Below are 25,843 nucleotides of genomic sequence, written 5' to 3' on the forward strand. Positions count from 1 at the left end.
ATTTATCTATTCAGTTTAGAAACTTTAATCAGGTCTGTTTGCTTATTAACAGGAATAATAAAGAAACTATACTCTTGTCTGACAGGTGTAATTGTGTATTCCGGATGTGTCTGGGCTCCCCAGGTATTATCTCCGCCGACACCCATTTGCTTACTGTCGATATTAAGCCAAACCATATCTTTCTTTTCAATGCTACCCCCATGAATATGTTGGATGCTGGAAGGTATATATTCTATATCCTTCATAGGGAAATTCCAGGCACTGACGTTCAACGGTTCACAACCAGACTTAACCAGGATACCGTTGCCTGCCTGATCCTGAAGGGCTACCCAACGGACATCCGACTTGTTCGCTGTTTCCTGCGCACGTACATAAGGATGATACTGTTCCCAAACGGAGGCTTTATACAAATCTATATCGGCTCCCGATTTACGATCCCAGTAGTTTTCCTGCGGGCCACGGCCCAACCAGGTCATTTGATCATAATCGCCTTTCAGTATCATACGCATACCCACCCGGGGTATTTCCGGTAATTGTTTCTCGCCGGGGACAAAAGAGTAAGCAGTCTTTATAATGCCATCTGCATAAACCGTATAGACCACGGAGCAGGTAGACTCCTGAAGAGGCATATCATAGGTAACTTTCACGACAACAGACTTTTTATCGGTAGCAATATCGGCAGAGAATGCTTTTAATGACAATTCATTTCCGGCATTTTTCCACGTTTCACTACGATCCCCCAGTTTATTCGCCACATCGTTATCTGTAAGCGGTCGCCAGAAATTCGGGCGAAGTCCCTCTTTCAGGTAGTTGTTTCCATCTATCATATATATAGTGATCTCACCGTTCTTCTTTGAAAAAGTAACCGACATGGAGGCTCCATCGATCGTTATATTCTCTGCCTCATCGACAGTAGAAAGAGTCCCGGACAAAACCGGTGCGGATACCGGCAAAGAGGTCACTGGTAATTTCCACTGCTCCGACGCGGCCAGATGTCCTTTTGGAACCAAAGGCGTTTCCTCTCTGGTCAAAGCCGATATATGAAGAAAATATTCAGTACCGGGTTCACCCTGTATAATAGGTATCCGGACAGGAACTTCTGCCGATTGATGCGGCGCAATAACAGGAACATCCAGTTTGCCCTGATAAAGAGTTTTCCCGTCCGCTTTTACAGTCCATACATAATCATAAACATCTGAAGAGACAAAGTCATGACGGTTGGTTACTTTAACCAGACCGGATGAAAACGGTACTCCCTCAAAATGCATATACTGATAAATTTTCTTTACCTCCCAAATATGAGGATGCAAACTGCGATCGGCAGCCACCAGTCCATTGGCACAAAAGTTCGAGTCGTTCACAATACCTACAAATCCCATATCACCTCCATAGGCTTGGATATCGTGTCCTTTTTTATCTTTGATGGCAAAAGTCTGGTCTACCCAGTCCCAGATAAAACCTCCCTGCAGATTATCGTATTTATAAATCAAATCCCAATAGTCATTCAGGTTTCCAACACTATTACCCATCGCATGCGCATATTCGCAAAGGATAAGCGGACGAGGCTGGCGTTGATTTACCCATTGGCGCAACAACCAGACACGGCCATACATCGGACAATAAATATCGGACAGCCCTTTTACGCCTCCGCCTTCATACTGAACCGGACGGCTGGCATCACGTTTTTTCGTCCAATGATACAAGGTTTCAAAATGCTTTCCATATCCGGACTCGTTACCCAAGCTCCAGGTAATGATGGCTGTGATATTTTTATCGCGTTCCACCATACGTTCCATACGTTCCATAAAAGGAATATCCCAACCTTCCATATTGGCAAGCGTACCGTCGGGATGAGCTTCCATTCCATGTGATTCGATATTCGCCTCATCCACCAGATAAATACCGTATTCATTACATAGATCATACCATTCTTCATGGTTGGGGTAATGACAGGTACGTACGGCATTAATGTTAAACTGTTTCATTAGGCGGATATCTTCTATCATACTTTCCACCGAAATGGAACGTCCTTTATGCATATCGTGCTCATGACGGTTCACACCTTTTATCAGTATCGGAGTTCCGTTTACCTGCAACATGCCGTTCTTCATCTCCACTTTTCGGAAACCAAACCGCTGAACAAAAGATTCTGTCACCCTACCCTGCTTGTCAAGTGTATTTACTACCAGCGAATAAAGATTGGGAGTTTCTGCCGTCCAATGTTTTACACTGGGGAAACGTTCGGTAAAGATGAAGAGACTGTCTGTTTTTACTTTAGCGGTAAACTGCCGGGAAGCAATTTCATTTGTTCCATCCAACACTTTGAGTTGAACGCCCATTCCTTTCCCGATCTTCCGGTTGTCCAGCGTCACTTTCACATCCAGAAGACCATCCTGGTAATTATTCGTCAGGTCTGCAGATATTTCAAAGTCTTTCACACGTTCCTGAGGGCGTGCTATCAGTTTCACATCGCGCTCGATACCACTATATTTCCAATAATCCTGCCCTTCCAGATAAGAACCGTCGCTATATCGGTAGACTTCTACAGCCAGTTTGTTTTCTCCGGATTTAAGATATTTATTAATCAGGAATTCCGAAGGCAGGCGGCTGTCCTCAGCATACCCTACAAAATGACCGTTTAGCCAACAATAATAGGCAGACTCCACGCCTCCAAAGTTCAATAGGATATCTTTTCCTTTAAAATCAGCTGGAACCGTAAAAGTCGTTACATACGAACCCACCGGATTATAGTCTGTCGGCACATGAGGGGGATCGGCTGGAAACGGATAACGTGTATCCGTATAAATCGGGGCATCAAATCCCTGAAGTTCCCAACTACCGGGTACCTCTATATCCTTCCAGTCGGATACATTGTAACCTTCTTCGTAAAAAGTGACCGGACGACTGGCCGGATTTTTAGCATAATGAAATTTCCAGGTTCCATTCAGTGAATATCGCTGTTCTTTCGATGCATCCTTCTGTAAAGCCCCTCTCTCAGAAGAATAGGGAACAAAATGAGCATGTATAGGTTCACGATTGATCTGATTAACCCGCTGGTCTTCCCATTCTTTCGGTTGGGCATGCAAAGCGAGACTCACCAAAAGAGCATTGGCCGTATAAAAAAGATGTTTCATACAAAATTGTTTTTATAAAAAAGGGTGCCTCTCGCATGAGGCGAAGAGACACCCGGTTATAGTAATAGTTGTGTCTATGATCCTTTTGTTAAGCTTTCATCAATGAAGCGCATTATTTGTGTTTATTTCCTGGATAGGAATCGGATAGAAGCTATTCTTTTCCGGATTAAAATCACGACCTACGGCCTTCAAGGCTTCCTGTGTCTTTCCCCAACGACGAAGGTCATAGAAACGGAAGTTTTCCAGAGGGAATTCCAGTATGCGTTCGTGTTCAATCTGTTCACGAACCTGTGCTTGCGATGTGCCTTTCATATTCGGCATATCTGCTCGTTCACGAACCTGATTGATCAGGGAAATGGCTTCAGCTGTTTGTCCCAGTTCATTCAATGCTTCGGCTTTCATCAATAACACGTTTGAATAGCGCATCAACGGAATGTTCGGAGCAAAGTAATTGTTTTCCATACCTTCGTAATCGACCGGCATAAACTTCCGGAATGCAGGTTTGTTCTTTCCTTCAAACCAATCATCGTAAGTATATCCGTATACACGACCGGCTTCCGGATCATTAAAATAATCGCACTGGAAGAAGATGGTTTCATACAAACGGCTGTCGTAACGGCCTGTCGTTGCAATCTGACCTTCTTTCATATATTCATTCATCAACATCGTGTTCGGAAGAATTTCATCCCAGCCCCAGAGTTCGGAGCATCCGATCCAACGGTGAAGCTGCGTCTTATACCACGCACCGTTTGCATCAGACATCGACATCTGCAATTCGAAAATACCTTCTTTGGAGTTTTTATTGCTTCCATTGAACATCGACTTGAAGTCTTTCACCAGGTCATAACCTTTCACATTATTAAAGGCGTCTACGGCAGCTTTCAATTCTGTATCTTTATTACCCGATTCTTCATAAGCTCTTGTCAGATGTGCCCAACCGATATAAGCATAAGCAGCTCCTTTGGTTGCACGTCCTAACTGATCGGAAGTACGACTTTCCGGTAGTGCGGTTGCCTTGGTTAATTCGCCGATAATGAAATCCCAGGCCTCTTCACGTGTAGCCAATGCTTTATCCAACTGGTCCGTTGAAGAAATATAAGCATCACGAATAACGATTTCTTTCCAGTTCAAAAGAAGTTTCATATGATAATAACCACGCAGAAAATACGCTTCATTCAGAATGGTATTCCGTTCTTCTTCCGTTATCTTCTCGGCCGGAATATTCGGCACGTTTTCTATAACCTGATTACAGTAGTTTATACCTCTGTAAGCATCCTGCCAGTAATAAGTGAACTGGGAGTTACCATTTGTATAAGTAAAGTTTGCCAACTCTACCCAGTTCGGATAATTCAATGCATCGGAACCCAGATTAACGATATCCTCGCGGTATGCCTCCACCGGCCATTTTACTTCCGAAAAACTCCAGGTATCAGTAAATGATTCCAACTGGGAATAGGCTGCTGCCAATCCTGCCTCCGCATCTGATTTGTCACGCCAAAAAGAATCGGTAGTCAATTGGTCCGGTGACGATACTGTTAGAAAATCATCGCAACCCGTGATTGCTCCCATTAATAAGAAAGAAGCAACTATATATTTTATCTTTTTCATTGTCTATGTGATTTTAAGTAATTTGTAATTAGAATGTAAGCTGCAATCCTACGATATAAGAACGTGTGAAAGGATAAATTTCCTTATCCACACCTGTATTCAATATCTTTTCTGTAGAGAATTCAGGATCGATACCACTGTATTTGGTAATTGTAAACAGGTTCTCGCCACTTACATATAATCTAAGTTTATCAACAAACAGTTTCTTCAATAATGTTGAAGGTAATGTATACCCGATCTGTAATTGACGCAGGCGAACAAAGTTTCCATTTTCAAGGAAACGGTCGCTTTCGCGTGAGTTATTGTTCGGATCCTGTAAAACTGCACGGGGAACACTTGTATTGGTATTACTTGTTGTCCATGCATCTAATGTGGAAGCCAGCATATTGGTACCCGAACTCATTCCTTCAAAGAAATAACGGTTACCGTTATATAGCTTATGTCCCCAACCGCTACCCAGTAAGAAGGAGAAGTCAATGCCTTTATAAGAGAAACCGGCAGAAAGGTTGGCTTCCAGTTTCGGCATACCGGAACCGCAAGACTCTTTATCATCTTCGTCTATCTGGCCATCTCCATTCACATCACGAAAACGGATATCTCCCGGACGGGCATTCGGCTGCAATAAATCACCGTCGGCATTCACATGAGCGGCTACTTCTGCTTCATTCTGGAAGATACCGTCGGCACGATACAGATAGAAACTTGCAATAGGTTCACCTACACGCGTCTGAGTCGGGAAGTGTTCCGTACCCCATTTCAAACCATCACCATATAACGCTTGTTTCGGATCTGAAAGTTCCAGTACCTTGTTACTTGTTGTTGTCAGGTTCAGTCCTACATTATAATCCCAGTCGCCTTTCTTATCAGCCCAGTTGATCTCCATTTCAAAACCGGAGTTACGGATTTTACCGACATTCATCACCGGGTTATTCAGACCTACGGAAGGAGCCAGTTTCTTGGTGATCAGCATATCCTCCGTCTTGTTATAATAATAGTTCAATGCTCCCGATAAACGGCCATTCAATAAACCATAGTCGAAACCGATGTTCTTTGTATCGGTTGTTTCCCATTGCAGGTTACGGTTTGCCAACCCGGTAGCTATACTTCCCGGCCATGGACTTGATCCGTTACCCTGAACACCTCCCATCGACATATCGTTTCCGCTGGTAATCAATGCCTGGAAGTCATAATAGCCAAGTGCTTGCTCATTACCTAAACGTCCCCAGCTGGCACGTAATTTCAAATTACTGATCACACCGTCTTTCGGGAAGAATTCTTCTTCCGTTATTCTCCATCCCAAAGCGACTGATGGGAAAACACCCCAGCGGCTATCTTTACCGAACTTGGAAGAACCGTCTGCACGAACAGTAGCCTGCAACATATAACGTCCGGCATAAGAATAATTTACACGACCAAAGAAAGAAGCACGGTTATAATCATATAATGAACCATCGCCACTATAAGTACCGCCTTTACCTGCTCCGATAGTAGCGAAATTAGGATCTAAGAATCCTGACGGTTTCTCAGATGTTACCAACTGTCCGTCTTTTACCTCATAAACTGTTGTTTTACCATCTACCTGTATTTCATTCCAGTTATATTTACGTATCTGAATAGAATTACCGGCCATTACATTCAGGGAGTGATCTTTGAATTGCTTATCAAAAGTCAATACATTATCTATCACCTGATCTTCCCAGTAATAGGATTTTTCATATTGAGAAGGGTAATCTTGTTTTGCCTTTACGTCTGCCACATAAGCCGGCATGTGACGCTGGTAACGATAATGTTCCCCACGATAAGAGTAAGCGGTTTTGAATGTAAGCCATTCAGCCAAATGCATTGTCAATGCGGCATTGGCATCCATATTATATGTTTTGCCGCCACCCTGGCGATAAGTATAATCCGCCATCACGTTACGGTTGCTAGGCAGTCCATCATGGTCTGTCAGTCCGAAGCCGTATTCTTTCGTATCATCATATACCGAAACCAGTGGAGAAATACCATATACTTCTTTCAGGGAATATTGCGGCTGCTTTTCATCTTTAGCCATAAAAGACAAGTTGGCATCCAAGTCAAATATATTCTTGGTAACAGACAGTTTCATGCGGGCATTATCTTGTTTGAAGCTATTACCCAACAGGACACCTTTATCATCCGAGTGATTATAAGATACCGAATAACGAGCTTTCTCACTTCCACCGCGCACACTCACCTGATAGTTTTGTGTCAATCCGCCACGGAACATTTCGTCTTGCCAGTTTGTATTAGGATAAGAGGAAGGATTAGCCAGGAAGTTTGTTATATAAGCCGGGTAATCGACTGTCTTATTCGGATATTGAAGATTATAATTATCATACATCTGTTTATGTACCTGTACATAGCCCTCCGAGTTCAACAGTTCCAGCCGGTTAGCTACTTTCGAGAAGTTCAGATAAGCATTTACGTCTACCTTCAGATCTCCTTTTTTACCGTTTTTAGTTGTTACCATAATAACGCCATTGGCGGCAGTAGAACCATAAATAGCGGCTGCAGCACCATCCTTCAAGACTTCCATTGCAGCAATATCCTGAGGGTTCACATTGCTTATATCACCGGGAAATCCATCGATAATATACAATGGTTCATTATTACCGAAAGATTTCACACCACGTATCTTAACAGAGATTCCTGCACCTGCGTTACCTCCTTTTTTCTGGATACTGACACCAGATACTTTACCTTGTAATGCTTCTGCCGGATTGGTAGTTGCACGGCTCGTCAGTTCTTCCACATTAACCGAAGAGATAGCACCAGTTAAATCACTTTTTTTCATTGTACCATACCCTACAACGATAACCTCATCCAGTTTTTCTGCATCTTCTGCTAATCGGACTTCCAAACGAGGTTGCCCGGTATAAGTAATCTGCTGTGTTGTATAACCGATATAAGAAAAGAGAAGAATATCTCCTTTTTTTACGGACAACTCAAACTGACCATCCATGTCGGTTGTTGCCCCTTCCGTAGTCCCTTTTTTCAGGATATTCACACCGATAGCCGGAGCTCCGGTTTCATCATAAACAACACCTTTTACATTTACGTTTTGAGCGAACCCCAACATAGGTAAAAGGGAAAGGAGCATCAGAACGATTGATGTCCTCAGGAAAGAACCGGTAATAAACCGGGATTTGCATTGCGATATTCCCATGACTGTTTCAATTAGATTAAATTAATAAAGTTTTGTTGCAAGAATAGTCGTTTATTATTCCTTTGTCAATACTTTATCGGCCTATCTAATATCTACATATCACTAAAAAAGAGGATGTTTTTATCTACATGTAAAAACAAAAAGCAACTGATTAACTGCACTTTACACCAAGAAAAGATACTACATCAGATACTTTTCATATATTCAGTCAGACTCTCGTCTGTTTCCAGGTTCAGATGTTTACGCAACCGGTATCTTGCCATATTCACGGTCTTGGGAGTAGAGTCTATAACGGAAGAAATTTCCTTTGTGGACAAACCGATGCGAAGCAGGGAAGCCAAACGCTGTTCATTTTTTGACAAATCGGGATGAAGTTTAGATAGTTTATCTATAAAACGGGCATTCACTTCGTCTATCAACAATTCAGTCTCGGTATTCCGGGCATTGAATTGGGAGATATAGGCGTTAATACTTCTCAAATGGGCATCCATCTCCGGGCCGGATAATTTGTAACCTTCTTTCAGCATCGATTGTATGTTTGCCAGTAAATCATTACGGCTGCGTACAAAAAAAGCGAAGTTCGTCAATTCGTGCCGGTTATAATCTAATTCCTGCTGTGTGGTTTGGGTGGCTATTTCTGCTTGTTTCAATTTCAGGGCGATCAGTTCTTTCTCTTGTTCCTCCAGCTTCCTCGAGGCCTCCAACATTTGTATTCTTTTTTGTTGCCGGCTGTGGAAAGTAACATATAATAATATGAGCAATACGGCAATCGCAATAAGTATTGCTATAAAACTACGCATTCTCAGGCTCTTGATCTGGAAAGCTTGTTCCTGCACGATCATTTCATGTTCTTTCGCTTTCAAACGTTTTTGAATAAGGTTCAGTTCGATCTGCCTCATCTCGTCTTTAGCCGACAGGTTCTGTTCCATTTCATACAGGTCCTTCAGGTTTTTATAAGCTTTTGAATAATCCCCCATCGCTTCGTGGATCCACGAAGCGTACCGATAATTATCGGTAATCAGTTCTTTAGCATTGATCTTACGTGCATAGATCATTGCAGTGTCCAATGCAGCCATCCCCTTTCTGTATTCTTTGGCATAATAATACTGTGTTCCCAGATTATTATAATTCTCTCCGAGTGACCAGACAGTGCCTAAAGAGTCGTTTATAGCAATGGCTTCCCGCAACATACCTATCTTTTCCTGCGTATTGCCTTCATACAAACAGAGGTTATTGAGGTTTACAGCCACTAGTTTCCTTTCACCCAACTCCCTGTTTATATCCAGGGCTGCTTTAAAATTCTCTTCTGCTTTTACGTTATCCGGTACAAGTATATAAACCAGTCCACGGGCATTATAGCACATTGCCAGACTTTTCCGATCATTCGCTTTCTTACATATATCAATTGCTTTGTCAACATATTGAAAGGCTGCATTCAAATCGCCTAACTTAGTATAACATCCTGAAAGGCGTACGTAGATATAGGCACTTTGATTGGGCCGATCCGAAGGAACATTCTCCAGGGCATTCGTCATAGACTCAAACCCCATATCAAAATCACCCTGATTCATATAGGCTTCGCCCAACGTCGACTGTGCCTTGGCCAGAAGACTTTTATCGCCATTCTTTTGTGCTTCCGTTATGGCTACATTAGAATAATATATCGCTTTGGAAGGATCTATTTTAAGCATATCTTCTGCCTTACCGATAAGATCGTTAACAGTTTCTTCCGTATTTGTGTTTTGTGAAAAAGCCGGCAAAAGTATAAACAGGCCAAGAAGAGTCGGCATAAGATAGGTTACGTTCAATAGTTTTTTCATGTGTCCCTGCTGTTTTAGGAAAACAAATATAACAAAATCAGAAGAAACAACAACTACAAACAGAGAGGATATGATAAAAAAAGAGGATGCTTAAAAAACATCCTCTTTCTATCTCTAAAGTGGTAACACTTTTAATATCTTATCCGTAGCCCCTACATTGTCATTGACAAAATGTCCGGCACTCTCACCCGCAGCTTCGAGCACCTCATGATAGGTAAGAAGTTCATCCATTTTCTCGCGGAAGACCTGCTCGTCGGCAACAGAAAAACCTCCTCCTACCGCTATCAGATCACGTGCTTCCTTAAATTTGTGATATTTAGGTCCGAACAGGACAGGGATACCGTACACGGCTGCTTCCAAAGTATTGTGTATACCAGCACCAAAGCCTCCTCCAATATAAGCGATAGCCCCATACCGATAGATAGAAGAAAGCAAACCGAAACTATCTACGATCAGACAGTCCTTTCCTTCCAGCAAGCTTTCATCATGGATCACATCCGACAAACGTACTGAAGGCCGTTTCAATAACGATTCGATATACATCAAATGTTCACGATGGATCTCATGCGGAGCAATGATCAACTTCATTTCAGGATGTTCATTGAAATAGGGGATCAGGATCTCTTCATCTTGGGGCCACGAACTTCCGGCAACAAGCGTCAGATTTCTTTTCCCATTCTTATCGTAAACAAAATGCTCAACCTGTGACAAGTCACGAGCTTGTTTACGAACATCCAATACCCGGTCAAACCGGGTATCTCCCGTCACAGTCACATTCGTTATGCCAAATTCATTCAACAAAGCAGCCGAACGTTCATCCTGTACAAAGAGATGCGTGAAACAATAAAGCATCTTCCGGTATGAGAAACCATACCACTGGAAGAAAAGTTGATCCGGACGGAATATGGAAGAAATAATATAAACAGGTATATTCCTATGTTTCAACTCATGCAGGTAATTTCCCCAAAACTCATATTTGATAAATACGGCTATGGCCGGATTGGCCAGGTTCAGGAATTTATTAACCCGGTAAGGTGTATCGAAGGGCAGATAACAAATGACATCTGCCCCGTTATAATTCTTACGAACTTCATATCCCGAAGGTGAAAAGAAAGTAAGCAGTATTTTATACTCCGGATGTTCCGCCTTGATTTTTTCCATCATCGGACGGCCTTGTTCGAATTCGCCCAACGAAGAAGCATGAAACCAGATATATTTTGCATTCCGGTCGATCTTCTCCCGAAGAATGGAATTCGTCTTCCACTGCCCCAGACGCATCATCCGGGCCTTCTTATGAAATGGAGAAATCAACGCAATAATAAATGCGTAAAAGTGGATTGCCAGACTATACATAACTTATTTTAGCACTTCAATCGCTCTTTCGATACGACGAATAGATTCTTCTTTTCCCAATGCTTCAGTAATATCAAAAATATGAGGACCTTTTCCTTCACCGACCAGAGCCAGACGGGTAGCATTCATGATGTTACCTAAATGGTATCCTTTACTTTCGATCCAGGCCTTTACCTCTTCTTCCGTTCCTTCGATATCGAACGGTTCACGGGGGCGAAGCACTTCGATCAACTCAGTCAACTGAGCTGCAGAATCAGCCTTCCAGCGTTTCTTGGTTGTTTTCTCGTCATATTCGGTCGGAGCAACAAAGAAGAATGCACAAACATCCCATAATTCTTTAATAAAAGATACACGGTCTTTCATCATTCCGACAACCTTTTCCACATAAGCAGGTTCGGCTTTTACACCGTGACTTTCAAGGATAGGCATGAACAATGCGGCTACTTCTTTATTATCCTTTTTCTGGATATATTGGTGGTTGAACCATTTTCCCTTTTCATAATCGAACTTGGCACCGGCCTTGCTGCAACGGGTAAGATCGAAATATTTGATCAGTTCATCCATATTCATCATTTCCTGGTCGTTACCCGGATTCCATCCTAATAAAGCCAGGAAGTTTACAACTGCTTCGGGCAGATAACCACTCTCGCGGTATCCTGAAGAGATATCACCGGTTTTCGGATCATGCCATTCCAACGGGAAGACAGGGAATCCCAGACGGTCACCGTCACGTTTACTCAGCTTACCATTTCCTTCCGGTTTCAACAACAGGGCCAGGTGAGCAAACTGCGGCATTGTTTCAGTCCAGCCGAAATAACGGTACAGCAATACGTGAAGCGGTGCACTCGGCAACCATTCTTCACCACGGATCACATGAGTGACTTCCATCAAATGGTCGTCTACGATATTTGCCAGGTGATAGGTCGGCAACTGGTCAGCCGATTTATATAAAACTTTATCATCTAATATAGAGGAATTGATTATAACTTCTCCACGGATGATATCGTTTACATGAATATCTTCATTCGGTTCGATCTTTACACGGACTACATACTGATTTCCGGCATCGATCAATGCTTTTGTTTCTTCAGCAGAAAGAGTCAGCGAGTTACGCATCTGAAGACGTGTGGATGCATCATATTGGAAGTTTGCGATCTCTTTACGTTTAGCATCCAGTTCTTCGGGGGTGTCAAATGCAATGTAAGCCAAGCCATCATTCAGCAACTGATCAACATACTGTTTGTATATTTCTCTTCTTTCGCTCTGACGATAAGGTCCCTGATCACCACCAAAGTTCACACCTTCATCGAACTTGATACCTAACCAGGTAAGGGCTTCAATGATATAGGCTTCTGCGCCGGGAACAAACCGCCCGGAATCGGTATCTTCAATACGGAGAATAAGATCACCGCCATTTTGTTTGGCAAATAAATAATTGTATAAAGCTGTACGAACACCGCCGATATGCAGCGCCCCTGTCGGGCTGGGTGCAAAACGGACTCTAACTTTCCTTTGAGTCATAATTCTTTGATTCTATAATAATGCGGCAAAAGTAGGCCTTTTTTTTCTCTTAATAAACTTTTTTACGTACATTTCGACCTTAAATGAGAAACTTATGAAACTGAAAAACTATAACATACATCCGGCGGTATATTTCATTGTCGCATCATTACTGATTGCTTACTTTTTTCCACGGGAAGGAAAGTTCCGTTATCAATTCTACGAAGGTAAACCCTGGAGGTACGGATTACTCACGGCTCCCAGTGATTTCCCTATCTATAAGACCGATGCGGAAGTAGAAGCAGAAAAGGATAGTGTCCTGAAATATTTCGAACCCTATTTCCGTTTGGATGCATCGGTTGAAAATACCGAAGTCGATAAGTTGCGTACCGCTTACACCAACAGCCTGAGCCATAAAGCGACACCGGCCTACATGCAGTATATTGAAAACAGTCTCGTTAAATTGTATAAAAACGGCATTATTTCATCGCAAGAACTGGATGACCTGAAAAAGAACCAGTACGAACGAGTCAACCTGCTTGAGAATAATGTGGCGCATTCCCGTTATGCCAGCGACTTCTTTACGATTAAGACAGCTTATGAGTTTATTATAAACAATTGTCCGCCGCGCCTGGATAAGTCGGTCTTACAGTCGTGTGATATCAATAACTACCTGACAGAAAACATTTCATACGACAAAACGATGTCGGAAAAGGTCAAAGAAGATATGTTGCGCAGTGTGGCGCTTGCCAATGGAATGGTACAGGCAGGAGAACGTATTGTAGACAGGGGAGAAATTATCGACAACCATACATACAACGTCCTCCGCTCACTTAAGATCGTACACGAATCCAAGTCGGGAGGCGCCCAACGCCAGAGCATTATCCTGGGAGGACAATTTGTATTGGTACTAGGTCTTATCTTCTGTTTCTGGTTATATCTCTGGTCTTTCCGATTAAAAATTTTACATAACAGGCGAAATGCGTTGTTTCTTATCCTTTGTATATTCGTCAGCTGTGTACTGACCGAGTTATGTATTACCTATGCATTATTTAATGTATATATATTACCGTTTGCAATCGTCCCGATCGTGGTGCGAACCTTTTTCGATTCACGCACGGCTTTATTTATTCATCTGGTCATTGTATTGATCTGTTCACTTATGGTTCCTTTTCCGCATGAATTCCTGTTATTACAGATCATTGCCGGTATGGTGGTCACATTCAGTCTGAAAGATTTGTCGGAACGTTCCCAGTTGATCCGTTGTGCATTCCTGATCTTTATGTCTTATACATTATGTTATATCAGCCTGGCATTATACCAGGAAGCTGATTTCAACAAGATCAACTGGCTGATGATCCTGTATTTCGGTATTAATTTCATCCTTTTGATGTTCACCTACATTCTGGTGTACATGCTGGAAAAAACATTCGGGTATGTATCGAGCATCACTTTGGTCGAACTGTCCAATATCAACACTCCCATCCTGAAAAAACTGTCGGAAACTTCCCCCGGAACCTTCCAGCATTCGCTGCAAGTGTCTATCCTGGCCTCAGAAGCGGCAGCAAAGATCGGAGCCAATGCCCAGCTGGTGCGTACGGGAGCGATGTATCATGATATAGGGAAAATGGCCAACCCTGCTTTTTTCACAGAAAATCAGAGTAGCGTAAACCCACACGGTCAACTCACTTTCGATCAAAGTGCCAAAGTAATCATCAATCACGTAACCGATGGTGTCAGAATTGCAGAAAAGGCTTTATTACCCAAAGCAGTTATCGACTTTATCCGCACGCATCACGGATTGGGTAAAGCAAAATATTTCTATAACTCATTCAAAAATCAATATCCCGACAGGGAAATCGACGAAGAGACATTTACCTATCCGGGGCCGAACCCATTCTCTAAAGAAACAGCCATATTAATGATGGCCGATTCAGTAGAAGCAGCTTCCCGTAGTCTGAAAGAACATACGGAAGAAAGCATCAAACAACTGGTGGATAAAATCATCGACGGACAAATTGCAGACGGACTACTGAAAAGTGCCCCCCTGACTTTCCGGGATGTGGAAATGATTAAAAGCGTCTTTGTTGACAAACTAAAGACTATGTTCCATACACGTATCAGCTATCCGGACCTGAAGAAATAGTATCCAATAATCCGCCACAAGCATCTTCCAGTAAATCCAATACAAGTTCAAAACCCGTGGCACCACCGTAATACGGGTCGGGCACATAGTCGTACAATTTATTACGGCTATATTCCGTCATCTGGTGGATCTTAGCTACGGATTCCAGGTCGGGAGCTTTGTGTTTCAGATCATCCACATTCCGGTCATCCATACCGATGATCAGGTCGAAGTCATAGAAATCCGTCGTACGGACAGGGCGTGAGATAGAGTCTAGCACGTATCCTCGCCGGGCAGCATGCGCCCGCATACGTTCATCAGCCCGTTCACCTTCATGATAGCCCATAATACCGGCCGAATCTATTTCGATCTGCTTCTCCAGACCCGCATCCTTCACCAGTTTCTTCATCACTGCCTCGGCAGAGGGGGAACGACAAATATTCCCAAGACATACAAATAACAATCTTATCTTTTCTTGTTTCATAACAATGATATTATCTTTTAGAACAAAAACATCCGTCTTACTTCGAGCGAACCGTCTTGCCATACGATTGTCAAAGTTCTGCCATCAGTGTGGCAAGACTGTGCCATGCTAATGGCAAGAGAGTGCCATCCTGTTGGCAAAGCTGTGCCATGCCGTTGGCAAAACCTAGTCGTTGCAACAACACAGCATTGTGACTTCCTTAAGCCGGATCTACATCGTAGTGTACCAGCAATTGTTTAAAAGGAAGATAACGTTGCATTTCCGAATGAATAGCCTCCAGTATTTCCCTGACCGGAGCAATCGCTGCCGCTATTTCGATTTTTAATACAATCTTTTTAATATGAAGTGTTTGCACACGAGTCACCGGCGGCGTAACAGGCCCCAATACACGTTCTCCCAGACGGGCGCGCAGTTTCTCGGCATACAAAACAGACATCTCCTGCAGGATCGCCTCGTTACGACTGCGAAGTACGAGCACAATCAACCTGTAGTAAGGCGGATACCTGAACATACTTCGTTCGCTGAGTTGCAAACCGACCATTTCTTTATAAGCAAAATGCTGCACCATACGTATCAACGGATGTTCAGGTTGCGAGGTCTGTAAGATAACCGTCCCCTGCTTGTCCCTTCTTCCGGCACGTCCGCTTACCTGCACCATCAACTGGAATGCCCGTTCATGCGCCCTGAAATCCGGATAGTTCATCAGGTTGTCGGCATTCAGTATGCCTACCACACTGACATTTCCGAAGTCCAGTCCTTTCGATAACATCTGGGTTCCGATAAGGATATGCGTTTTACCTTTCTCAAAGTCAGCGATGATCCGTTCATAGGCTGTGCGGGTACGGGCAGTATCAAAATCCAACCGCTCCACTTTTGCCGACGGGAACAGGGAAGCAATCTCTTCCTCCACCTTTTCCGTACCAAAACCCATCATCTTTAATTCCGTGCTCTGGCATTGCGGACAATGAGGCGGCAACTGGATCTTATAGCCACAATAATGACAAACCAGCTGATTATGATATTTATGATAAGTCAGGCTAACATCGCAATTTACACAATGAGGAACCCAACCACAACTCTTACATTCGATCAGCGGAGCAAATCCACGGCGGTTCTGAAAAAGAATCGCCTGTTCGCCACGGGCCAGAGCCGCGTTTACTTTCTCTACCAATAATGGGGAGAAAAGCGTATCCTTCATGATCTTCTTCCGTTTCAATTCCTTGATATCGACAGAGATAATCTCCGGCATCAGGCAGTCGCCAAAACGTGCAGTCAGTTCAACTAGGCCATATTTGTCGGAAGTTGCATTAAAATAAGAATTGATTGAAGGTGTAGCCGAGCCCAGCAAAGTCTTGGCCCCATGCATGCCGGCCAACACGATCGCCGCATTACGGGCATGATAACGGGGCGCCGGGTCTTGTTGTTTGTAAGTATTCTCGTGCTCCTCATCTACGACAATCAATCCCAGATCCTTAAACGGAAGGAAGAGTGAAGAGCGTACTCCCAATACCAGCATAGGACCATTCCCATACAATAATTTATTCCAAACCTCTACCCGTTCGTTATCCGAGAATTTAGAATGATATACCAACAGTTTATCGCCGAACAATTTTGCCAACCGTTCGGTTATCTGTGTCGTGATAGCTATTTCAGGCAGCATGTAGAGCACCTGCCGTCCCATCTTCAATACCTCATCGATCAGCCGGACATAGATTTCCGTCTTGCCACTCGAAGTAACTCCATGAAGCAGGCAAACTTCCTTTGAAGTAAAGACGTCATGTATTTCACTATAAGCCTTCTCTTGTGCCGGACTTAACGGGCTGAGAGGTTGCAGACGGCAGACCGGAACCTGTAAACGCCCCACTTCTTTTTCATAACTTACCAGAACACCACGCTTCAAGAGTCCATCCAAGATCGTGGAAGAGCAACCACTACGTTCCAACAACTCCTTCTTAGAGACTTCCTGAACCAACGCCGGATTCAAGGCATGACTCAGATCCAGATAGCAAACTAATAAAAGTTCCTGTTTCTTCGCCCGCTTAAAATCTGTAAATACCGCCTGTAACCGTTCTTCAGTAGCATATTCTTCCGATAAGCGAATAAAGGTTTGCATCTTCGGGACAAATCCCCGTTTCATTTCCTCACTCACCACTACCGCTCCACGGGCCATCAGGGAAGCAACTACAGGAACTACATTACGGAGCCCTGTCTTTTTCTCCAGTTCCGACACGGTCAGTTTCAGGACACCGGTAAAAGCGTCCAGTACCGACTGTTCATTCGGCCTCAAAGGGGCATCTGCCTCAAAGTCGGGATTATAGGTGACAGCCGTTTCACTTTCCAGTTTCAAACCGGAAGGCAAGGCTGCTTTATATACATCCCCCAGTTTACACATATAGTAGGATGAGATCCATTTCCAGAAACGGAGTTGCGGACGGCGCAGTACGGGAGTCGCATCCAACAAGGCATAAATTTCTTTCGTTTCAAAATCCGTATCAGGCCTGCGTTCATGCACATCCATTACAATCGCCGTATAATAGCGCTTCTTACCGAAATGGACAATCACCCGACAACCGGGAATGACAGCAGTTTCCAGATCGGAAGGAATACTATAAGTATAGCTATTCTCTAACGGAAGGGGTAATATGACATCTGCGTATTTCATTTACGAGGTCAAAAGTAACAAAAAAGGCCGGACTGTTAAAGTCCGGCCCTGCATATCTTTTATCTGTTATCAAAACAAAACTGCAGCTGTTATAGACCATCCACGGTTCTTAGCACCTCCCAAATCCAGTTTGTCTGCACTGTAATTGTCAGTCAATCCCAATCCGTAATTTATCCCTACCTGTAAATGGCTTATCAATTCAGCCCCTACACCGAAGTTTAGTCCTGCACTGAAGTTTTTTGTTTTCATCTGTTCGCCCAAAACATTCCAGATTTTATCTCCTCCGACACGGAAACCGATATAGGGTCCGGCCGACAGATAAGCTTTAACAAGAGGAATACCGAATTTCCATTTCAAATTGACCGGTACATCGAGATAATCCGTTTTTATACTGGTCTTTTCAGTACCTTTCGCTTTCAGTTCCAGTCCTTTCTGAGAATAAAGGATCGCCGCATCCAGTCCGATACCTACCAGTGGAATTGTTGTCTCGATCATCGGACCGATCTGGAACCCTGTCACATTATCCGCTTTCAATATATCAGAATTCAGATGAACGGACGATATGTTTACTCCTCCTTTTAATCCGAACTTCAGTTGTGACTTAGCCGGCACGGCTATGAATACCATCAAAATAACCAAAACTAAACCTGTAACCTTCTTCATATTGCCTGTTGTTAATTAATTATGTTTGCAAATAAACGCACTTTTCCTATAATAAACAAGTATTCCTATCATCCTGTTCATTCATAAAAAGGAAAGCATGCACCGATTACGGAGCTCATCCCGCAAACCGATCCATGCCTCTTTTCCTAATTATTATGGCAAAATAATTAAAAACAAAAACGTTCAGACAGCTAGAGGGGAAACGGGAGTAAGAATAGTGGAGACGACAAGCTGCCCCCTGTTCTCTTCCGGCCTTTCCTCGAAGCCGTCGAAATAACATGCCTTGCAGGTCTTCTGACTTACTTCCGGTTTGAGCGCCTTCCCATTCAAAAAAGAACAGTGGCACTAGTGTTGCCCAATCCGTTATGAAGCTTACAGCAGCGGGACTGTCCGGGATTTACACCCGATTCCCTTTTAATCCTTTCCTGCGGATACAGGTCCGGAACAATGCACATCGCAAATATAGAGATATTTTCGTTTCGTTCTCCATCAGTTGATGAAAAATATCAAATATTATGTTTTCGATATTCATCAACGGCAGCCTTTACCGATCCATACATGAGAAGGAGTCGCTGCGACTGGCCATAACTCAGTCCCAACTCCTCTGCCACCATCCGCGTTCCGCGGTCGACCAGTTTCTGATTAGTCAATTGCATATTGATCATCCGGTTGCCTTTTACACGCCCCAACCGGATCATAACAGATGTTGAAATCATATTCAGAATCATCTTTTGTCCCGTACCGGACTTCATACGCGAACTACCGGTTACAAATTCCGGACCGACAATCATTTCGATCGCCACATCGGCCTGAGCAGCCATGGGTGAATCCGGATTACTAGAGATAGAGGCTGTCAGTATCCCCTGCTCACGGGCTTTACGCAAAGCTCCAATCACATAAGGGGTCGCACCGGATGCAGCAATACCGATCACCGTATCTTTGGTCGTGACCTGATGCTCCTGCAATTCCTCCCAACCACGCTCCATGTCATCTTCCGCATTCTCTACCGGATTGCGAAGAGCTGTATCGCCACCGGCAATCAGACCGATCACCAAAGTAGGGGGCATTCCGAAAGTAGGAGGTATTTCAGAAGCATCGAGCACTCCCAGCCGACCGCTTGTTCCGGCCCCCAGATAAAAGATACGCCCTCCCTGTTTCATCCGGGGAACGATCTGATCTACCAGTTTCTCTATCTGGGGGATTGTTTTTTGCACTGCCAATGCGACCTTCTGGTCTTCTGTGTTTATATCTTCCAACAACTCCCGAACAGATTTCTCTTCCAGGTCATTATATAATGAATCTTGTTCTGTTATTTTAGTAAATGACATAATCAAATATAAGTTTACTTACCATGATACGCAATCAATCCCTCCATCGGACTTTGCGCAATCGCTCCAAGATGGAGACCCAAATCAAAAGCAATATCTTTCAGTATATCCTGATAATACCAGGCGACTGAACCGACCAGGTGGACAGGTAATTCAAAACAATCATACTGCTTCACGTTTCGGGTAAAAAATGCCAGAAAGCTACGGGTGACCAGTTCCCAAATGGCAGGTTCATCCAAATGCTCCCGTATAAAAGGGGAAAGGCCGGCCAGAAAACGGTTAGGGAAAGGTTGCCGGTAAACCTTGTCCATAATCGATGCCGGAGTCAACCCATATTGTGTAAGAAACTGCTCTTTAAGGGCCGGAGGTAGTTGGTTTTTCAAGACATCCCCAATCAATAGCTTACCCAATACAGCACCGCTTCCCTCATCTCCCAGAATAAATCCCAGGGGAGAAACGTTCTTTATAATCTCTTTACCATCGTAATAACAGGAGTTCGAACCGGTTCCCAGAATACAAGCTATCCCCGGCTCGTCGCCACATAAAGCACGGGCAGCAGCCAAGAGATCACTCCCTACCTCAACAGGTACAGACAGATACCGGTTAACAGACCGACGTATCATTTCATTCTTTTCAGGGAAAGCACAACCCGCCCCGTAAAAATAGACAGCGGAAGGTATAAGGTCTTTTAATGCAGGCAGTAATCCGGTTTCAATCTCCTTCCCTATCTCCTCCTCCGTCTGAAAGAAAGGATTCATACCTCGCGTTTGAAAACGAAGGGCAGGTTTTCCTCTTTCTATTACACACCAATCTGTCTTGGTGGAACCACTGTCGGCTATTAGTATCATATTTCCGTTTTATTACTTAATTAATCGATCGTTCTGTCTTTTTTACCGAATGCCGGATCTATCTTAAGGAAAGCAGTTACAGCCAGTGTGATCAGGCAACATCCCATCACCCACCAGAAGAAGTTCACATATCCCAGTTCCTCCTGCAACCACCCGGCAATCATTCCCGGAAGCATCATCCCCAATGCCATAAAAGCGGTACATATCGCATAATGAGCCGTTTTATGTTCACCATCGGAGAAATAGATCAGGTACAACATATAGGCAGTAAAACCAAATCCGTAACCGAACTGTTCAACAAACACACATACATTAATGACCAGCAGGCTTTCAGGAAGTGCACTACTCAGGTAGATAAAAACCAGATCAGGCAATGTGATTGCCAGCGCCATCGGCCAAAGCCATTTCTTTAATCCGCCATGCGCCGCCACGATTCCCCCGATAATACCTCCCAGCGTCAGGCCTATAATACCGATTGTACCATACACCAGGCCGATCTCAGAAGTAGTAAGTCCCAAACCACCCACTTCGCGCGGATCGATCAGGAAAGGTGTTACCAGCTTGACCAGTTGTGCCTCGGGAAAACGATAGAATAGCATGAACAGTATAGCGACCAATGCCTGTTTCTTCCTGAAAAACGAGACAAATGTAGCAAAGAATTCTTTAAATATGGTAGAAGCAGTAACTGTTACAGCCGCTTTATCGGACTTCGGAACCGGCAAAATATACTTATGATACAGGCAGAGACCGATAAATAGTCCGGCCAGGATCAGGAAAGTGATCGACCAAGCGAACGGAATCTTTCCGGTGCTGTCCTCCAAAGCTCCGGCCAGCATCACAAGTAATCCTTGTCCGGCAATGGTTGCAATACGATAAAAGGTACTTCGTATCCCGACATAGAAAGCCTGATCGTGCGAGTCGAGTGCCAGCATATAAAAACCGTCCGCTGCAATATCGTGTGTAGCCGAACTGAAAGCCACCAGCCAGAAAACGGCCAGGGTCACCTGAAAGAAATGATCCATCGGGATAGTAAAAGCGATACCGGCCAATCCTGCTCCTATCAGGAACTGCATGGTGACAACCCACCAGCGTTTCGTTTTCAACAGATCGACAAACGGACTCCAGAAAGGTTTGATTACCCAGGGGAGATACAGCCAACTGGTGTACAGGGCTATATCGGTATTACTGATCCCCAGCCGTTTATACATGATAACGGAGATTGTCATCACAGCAACATAAGGCAATGCCTCTGCAAAATAAAGCGAGGGTATCCAACACCAGGGGGATGTTCGTTTTGTTTTCATAAGGAGTATGATTTAGATTTACTGATTAACTGATCCATCTCCTCCGCGGAGAGGCAAGTTTCACTTATAATTTGTTGCAGGTCTCCGGAGGTCACTTTACGGAAATCTTTTTCCAGTGGAGTGATAAAAACACCGGCCATTTCGACCGTTGCCGGACTGATCAATATATTGGCATCCCCTTCGACATAATAGCAGGCAGGATGCAGTTTCTTTCGCGGATAAACACAGGTGATCCATTGTCCGGCTTCCGTCCAGACCAATACGTTCATCATAGGTTCGTACTCCTCCGTCCTGATCGGTAGCAAAGAGTACAGGTGGTTGAAAAGAACGACAGCGTCTTCCTTATCTGCAGACACGAGAACGAACATCGGTTGCAGGAAATCCCTTAAAGCAAATAAGGTTGCCTGTCCGGAAGAAAACACCACCTCTTTCCGGACTTTCCGCCAGTTTGTCTCGAGCGGCAGGAAGCCTTTATTTCCTGCCTGAAAATGCATATGATCGGGAGCTGATGCTCCGCATTTCGGGCCGTTATAAAAAATGATGAAATCTGTCAGGGCTTCAGCCAACAACAACATATCTTTATAACGGGAAGAGATACGTTGTTCCAGATGTGCCCGAAGCGGGATGGTCAGATGTTCGCGAAAGATAGGATACGGATTCACCATGATCTGATACTCTTCCCCAAAGTCAATCCATTGTTGATTGCCGGGACGGTTCGCCTCACAAAGGAAACAGGGACGGGCAGCCAACGACTGTTTATCGATCTTCGCTGCCGACGAACGGATACGCTCCGGATTGAACTGAAGAATAACGGGATAACCATTCACCTCCAATATACGGGTCTGCACCTTTTCGAGAGCGGCATAGTTTACCTGTGCCAGCTCCCAAAAGGTAAGATGTTCGCGTATTAATTCTTTAGCCTGTTGATTTATATTTTCCATTATTCTTTATCCTTCCATGTTTCATAAAACATTTCCACGCGCCCTCAACTCCCGTGTACGCAGGCTGTCTTTATAAGCATTATATTCATTAACCTTGTGTATATCGAGTGAAGCATCCGTATTGTCTTCCCAGCGCCGGCAGAGATACAGGACATCATAAATCCGGCCGATCGCGTAAGTGCGTGAAATAGCCAGGCCGATCGCGTAATCTTCACCATAACTTACGTTCGGCATCTTTATTTCGCGAAGTATCGGAGTATAAAAGGCTCTTGGTGCTCCCAGCCCGTTAATGCGTAACGCATTATTACGTCCGTTTTCCGGGGTCCACTCCCGGTGGTCGATAATGCCCGGTGGTATTTCATTCAGGTCGAAGTCGGTCATTTTATAGGTTCCGATTACCATTGCACATTTTTCAGTGTAGAACGTATCGACAATCTTCTGCAATGTATCCGGCCCGCTATATACGTCATCGCTGTCGAGTTGCACACTGAACTTACCGCATAACGGATGAGCGGCAGCTAAATTCCAGCATCCGCCTATCCCCAAGTCGTCACGTTCGGGAATCAGATGAACCAACCGGTCGTCGGAAGCATACCGACGAATCACCTCGGTAGTTCCGTCTGTGGAATGATTATCTACAATGATCAGATTGAACTTAAACGAAGCCTGTTGCATAAACACGGAACGGATAGCATCTTCAATGGTTCGTACCCGGTTGCGGACAGGGATAATCACAGTAGCTTCATATTTGAAGCCTTTCGATGCAAACTTTACTGACTGGATTTTCTTTTTCAGATATTCTTTATTATATCTCAGGGTAGAAGTAAATGCAGCTTCCATTTCCAACTGAACATCCCTGTTTTTAGGATTTACATAATCAAACTGCTTTTCCCCGCTTTTACGGATATCTTCTTCCTGGAATGTATACAGATACTCCCTGATATGAATAATTCCCTCCACTAAAGCAGCACAATGAAGACGAAAACGATACAGACCGGCATATTTATACACGGGAGCCTTATCGGGAAGTTGCACCAGATAAGTGTCTAATGCATCATATTTAATCATCAGCAACGGCCCGAAGTCAAAATCATCCCGAACACTTCCCAACTGGTAATCATTCACCGGATGGTTCTTTTTAGTTCCGTTTGATATCTCATAATAATCGGCATAAACAATCCGGTTGTATTTACATTCCTGAAGAACCGTATCCATCCGTTCCAGTGCATATTGTCCAAACCGGATCAGGCCGGGACGGAGATAAAGCAAAACATTCTTTCCTTCCGCATGTTCATAGATAGAACGCAGCGTTTGTGTGCTGGTTAGTGTATCGACTGAGAGTATCTCACAACCGGGATATGGTTCGACATCAGGATTGGATGTCATCAGGAAAATCTTATCGATAAGACCCGTTTTATTCAACTCTTCAACAATAGGAGCGAGTAGTTCAGGAGAAATATAAGGTAAAAAACAATTGATCGATTCCATATAGTAATAAGTTTATCTTTATTGAGGCGTAAACATAAACAAAAAAGGCCGTTTCTCAAACGAAAAACGACCCTATTACTTTCTTCTAAAAGATAAATTTATCCCCAATTCCAGTCATCTTCTCCCAGGAAGCCACCACCACCGTGAGTTTGCCCGTACCGCTTCAGGAATGATTTTAAACCGGAAACAGTAGAGACTGAGGACACATATTCTTCAATGCCTTTCATATCTTTTTTATGACGGGTAAACAGCATATTCATCTGGATAGGCAGATCCTTCCATGCAAAGTTACGCAGTTGGGAGTATGGCCCTTCTACACCAGGAATCGGAGCATTTTTGATAATTCTCAACTGTTCATCAAAACAAATCAATAAATAACGAAGTTTCATATTATATGCCATAAGGTCTTTTTCTTCGGCCGGAGCTGCCATCGCTACCTCTTCCATCCATTCGATCTGTGTGATCAAAATATCTGCCAGATTTTTTTGTGCATTATCGACAGCTAATTGCTTCAAAAGTTCTTCTTTCCGGGCAGTACGCACTTCGTCTTCCACCCCTCCTTTGTAAAACTCTTTTATCATATCTACATAGAGTTTCTTCATTTCTCCGATGGCCTGGCTTATCTGAAATTGTTCAAGCAGAAATCTCTTTGATACTTTTTCCGCTCCGGCTTCTTTTGTTTTCTTACCAGCACGCGTTGCTTTTTCTCCCGCAGCAGCATTCGCCCTTCGATCCCGTGCTTTCATATAAGCAGAAATAGCAGTCAGCAACTCGTCTTCCGTCTTCGCAGCCTCCATTGCTTTATTGGGTCTGATACCACAACGATTGACAAACAGGCTTAAAGTGTCTTCTACAGCTTCCTGATCCAACTCCTCACGACTCATGCCGAGCGTCAGTTCGTCATATTTATATTTCAACTCTAAAAGATGTTCCCGCTGTTCGTCGGTAGTCACGAAATCTTCAACTCCCTGGCTTTCCTCTGCAAAAAGATCAAGGAGTGTATCCTTTTCGCTTGAAGTCAGTTCTCCACTCTCATAAGCCTCATCCAGATACACAAGGTACTTATATTTTAAAGCTGTTTCTTTTTCAAATACAGGCTTGGCATTCCGTTCAAAAAAATCCTTGATACGTTCTTCCTTTTCCGGTATCAGATAGATTTCCTCTTTTTGGCCGGCAATCGTCTTTCTTATACGATTTAATTCTAATTGTGCACCGGATAATTGCTCTCTTTCTTTTTTATCGGATAAACGACGGGAGATGTCGTTTCTTCCTGTTCTGCCCTCATGAAAATGTCGTTGTTTTGCCATCTTTGTATGTATTTAATTATGTAAGTATGTTCTTTGTGTATATAGATTCGTGCACATTGGAAAAAAGAACTGCGTAGTTCTCTACAGAAAA

16 protein-coding genes and 1 riboswitch are annotated in these 25,843 nt (G+C 43.7%); of the genes, 1 reads left to right on the top strand and 15 read right to left on the bottom strand.

The window, feature by feature from the left end; translation table 11 throughout:
* Window positions 1–2: 2 nt before the first annotated feature.
* The 6 genes from BQ7394_RS18580 to gltX all read right to left on the bottom strand — a co-directional run bounded on the left by BQ7394_RS18580 (window position 3) and on the right by gltX (window position 12,623).
* The gene (locus BQ7394_RS18580) at window positions 3–3,134 is read right to left on the bottom strand and encodes a beta-galactosidase, LacZ type (protein WP_075558776.1); all 3,132 of its coding nucleotides are present in this window, start codon (window positions 3,132–3,134) and stop codon (window positions 3–5) included.
* 99 nt (window positions 3,135–3,233) lie between these two features.
* Window positions 3,234–4,742, bottom strand: coding sequence for a RagB/SusD family nutrient uptake outer membrane protein (locus BQ7394_RS18585; protein ID WP_075558777.1), 1,509 nt, complete (start codon window positions 4,740–4,742; stop codon window positions 3,234–3,236).
* A 28-nt stretch (window positions 4,743–4,770) separates the two neighbouring features.
* The gene (locus tag BQ7394_RS18590) at window positions 4,771–7,929 is read right to left on the bottom strand and encodes a SusC/RagA family TonB-linked outer membrane protein (protein ID WP_075558778.1); all 3,159 of its coding nucleotides are present in this window, start codon (window positions 7,927–7,929) and stop codon (window positions 4,771–4,773) included.
* Window positions 7,930–8,114: 185 nt separating this feature from the next.
* Window positions 8,115–9,749 carry a tetratricopeptide repeat protein gene (locus tag BQ7394_RS18595; RefSeq protein ID WP_075558779.1) on the bottom strand — a complete coding sequence of 545 codons (1,635 nt, stop codon included), beginning with the start codon at window positions 9,747–9,749 and terminating at the stop codon, window positions 8,115–8,117.
* 114 nt (window positions 9,750–9,863) lie between these two features.
* Entirely contained in the window at window positions 9,864–11,102 is a 1,239-nt protein-coding gene (locus BQ7394_RS18600) for a 3-deoxy-D-manno-octulosonic acid transferase (RefSeq protein ID WP_075558780.1), read from the bottom strand.
* 3 nt (window positions 11,103–11,105) lie between these two features.
* The gene (gltX, locus tag BQ7394_RS18605) at window positions 11,106–12,623 is read right to left on the bottom strand and encodes a glutamate--tRNA ligase (RefSeq protein WP_075558781.1); all 1,518 of its coding nucleotides are present in this window, start codon (window positions 12,621–12,623) and stop codon (window positions 11,106–11,108) included.
* Between the two features lie 94 nt (window positions 12,624–12,717).
* On the opposite strand from gltX, the gene BQ7394_RS18610 reads away from it, so the two are divergent.
* The gene (locus BQ7394_RS18610; RefSeq protein WP_075558782.1) at window positions 12,718–14,748 is read left to right on the top strand and encodes an HD family phosphohydrolase; all 2,031 of its coding nucleotides are present in this window, start codon (window positions 12,718–12,720) and stop codon (window positions 14,746–14,748) included.
* Here the strand turns inward: BQ7394_RS18610 and BQ7394_RS18615 are convergent.
* The 9 genes from BQ7394_RS18615 to BQ7394_RS18650 form a co-directional block, all read right to left on the bottom strand.
* Window positions 14,723–15,211 carry a low molecular weight protein-tyrosine-phosphatase gene (locus tag BQ7394_RS18615; RefSeq protein ID WP_075558783.1) on the bottom strand — a complete coding sequence of 163 codons (489 nt, stop codon included), beginning with the start codon at window positions 15,209–15,211 and terminating at the stop codon, window positions 14,723–14,725. The two genes, BQ7394_RS18610 and BQ7394_RS18615, sit on opposite strands and share 26 nt — an antisense overlap.
* A gap of 199 nt (window positions 15,212–15,410) precedes the next feature.
* On the bottom strand, window positions 15,411–17,873 hold the full coding sequence (gene priA / locus BQ7394_RS18620) for a replication restart helicase PriA (RefSeq protein ID WP_075558784.1): 2,463 nt from the start codon (window positions 17,871–17,873) through the stop codon (window positions 15,411–15,413).
* Window positions 17,874–17,942: 69 nt separating this feature from the next.
* Window positions 17,943–18,536 carry a porin family protein gene (locus tag BQ7394_RS18625; protein WP_075558785.1) on the bottom strand — a complete coding sequence of 198 codons (594 nt, stop codon included), beginning with the start codon at window positions 18,534–18,536 and terminating at the stop codon, window positions 17,943–17,945.
* A gap of 267 nt (window positions 18,537–18,803) precedes the next feature.
* Window positions 18,804–19,001, bottom strand: a riboswitch (cobalamin riboswitch).
* A 41-nt stretch (window positions 19,002–19,042) separates the two neighbouring features.
* A complete protein-coding gene (gene murQ, locus BQ7394_RS18630; RefSeq protein ID WP_075558786.1) occupies window positions 19,043–19,864 on the bottom strand; it encodes an N-acetylmuramic acid 6-phosphate etherase in 822 nt (273 codons plus the stop codon).
* A 14-nt stretch (window positions 19,865–19,878) separates the two neighbouring features.
* Window positions 19,879–20,712, bottom strand: a complete 834-nt coding sequence (locus BQ7394_RS18635) for an ATPase (protein WP_075558787.1) — start codon at window positions 20,710–20,712, stop codon at window positions 19,879–19,881.
* Between the two features lie 20 nt (window positions 20,713–20,732).
* Entirely contained in the window at window positions 20,733–22,016 is a 1,284-nt protein-coding gene (locus BQ7394_RS18640; protein WP_075558788.1) for an MFS transporter, read from the bottom strand.
* On the bottom strand, window positions 22,013–22,948 hold the full coding sequence (locus tag BQ7394_RS25900; protein WP_394333717.1) for a DUF4922 domain-containing protein: 936 nt from the start codon (window positions 22,946–22,948) through the stop codon (window positions 22,013–22,015). Before BQ7394_RS25900 ends, BQ7394_RS18640 begins: the two co-directional genes overlap by 4 nt.
* A gap of 30 nt (window positions 22,949–22,978) precedes the next feature.
* Window positions 22,979–24,445 (bottom strand): glycosyltransferase family 2 protein, encoded by a 1,467-nt coding sequence (locus tag BQ7394_RS25905; protein WP_082212026.1) that lies wholly within the window; start codon window positions 24,443–24,445, stop codon window positions 22,979–22,981.
* Window positions 24,446–24,543: 98 nt separating this feature from the next.
* Window positions 24,544–25,752: a hypothetical protein gene (locus tag BQ7394_RS18650; protein WP_075558789.1), complete on the bottom strand. Its 1,209-nt coding sequence runs from the start codon at window positions 25,750–25,752 to the stop codon at window positions 24,544–24,546.
* Window positions 25,753–25,843 lie beyond the last annotated feature (91 nt).

The sequence above is a fragment of the Parabacteroides timonensis genome (genome assembly GCF_900128505.1).
Taxonomy (GTDB): domain Bacteria; phylum Bacteroidota; class Bacteroidia; order Bacteroidales; family Tannerellaceae; genus Parabacteroides; species Parabacteroides timonensis.

What these genes read in the sequence shown, in the direction of transcription:
- BQ7394_RS18580 (WP_075558776.1), bottom strand. Translation starts at nt 3,134, where the DNA reads ATGAAACATCTTTTTTATACGGCCAATGCTCTTTTGGTGAGTCTCGCT.
- BQ7394_RS18585 (WP_075558777.1), bottom strand. Translation starts at nt 4,742, where the DNA reads ATGAAAAAGATAAAATATATAGTTGCTTCTTTCTTATTAATGGGAGCA.
- BQ7394_RS18590 (WP_075558778.1), bottom strand. Translation starts at nt 7,929, where the DNA reads ATGGGAATATCGCAATGCAAATCCCGGTTTATTACCGGTTCTTTCCTG.
- BQ7394_RS18595 (WP_075558779.1), bottom strand. Translation starts at nt 9,749, where the DNA reads ATGAAAAAACTATTGAACGTAACCTATCTTATGCCGACTCTTCTTGGC.
- BQ7394_RS18600 (WP_075558780.1), bottom strand. Translation starts at nt 11,102, where the DNA reads ATGTATAGTCTGGCAATCCACTTTTACGCATTTATTATTGCGTTGATT.
- gltX (WP_075558781.1), bottom strand. Translation starts at nt 12,623, where the DNA reads ATGACTCAAAGGAAAGTTAGAGTCCGTTTTGCACCCAGCCCGACAGGG.
- BQ7394_RS18610 (WP_075558782.1), top strand. Translation starts at nt 12,718, where the DNA reads ATGAAACTGAAAAACTATAACATACATCCGGCGGTATATTTCATTGTC.
- BQ7394_RS18615 (WP_075558783.1), bottom strand. Translation starts at nt 15,211, where the DNA reads ATGAAACAAGAAAAGATAAGATTGTTATTTGTATGTCTTGGGAATATT.
- priA (WP_075558784.1), bottom strand. Translation starts at nt 17,873, where the DNA reads ATGAAATACGCAGATGTCATATTACCCCTTCCGTTAGAGAATAGCTAT.
- BQ7394_RS18625 (WP_075558785.1), bottom strand. Translation starts at nt 18,536, where the DNA reads ATGAAGAAGGTTACAGGTTTAGTTTTGGTTATTTTGATGGTATTCATA.
- murQ (WP_075558786.1), bottom strand. Translation starts at nt 19,864, where the DNA reads ATGTCATTTACTAAAATAACAGAACAAGATTCATTATATAATGACCTG.
- BQ7394_RS18635 (WP_075558787.1), bottom strand. Translation starts at nt 20,712, where the DNA reads ATGATACTAATAGCCGACAGTGGTTCCACCAAGACAGATTGGTGTGTA.
- BQ7394_RS18640 (WP_075558788.1), bottom strand. Translation starts at nt 22,016, where the DNA reads ATGAAAACAAAACGAACATCCCCCTGGTGTTGGATACCCTCGCTTTAT.
- BQ7394_RS25905 (WP_082212026.1), bottom strand. Translation starts at nt 24,445, where the DNA reads ATGGAATCGATCAATTGTTTTTTACCTTATATTTCTCCTGAACTACTC.
- BQ7394_RS18650 (WP_075558789.1), bottom strand. Translation starts at nt 25,752, where the DNA reads ATGGCAAAACAACGACATTTTCATGAGGGCAGAACAGGAAGAAACGAC.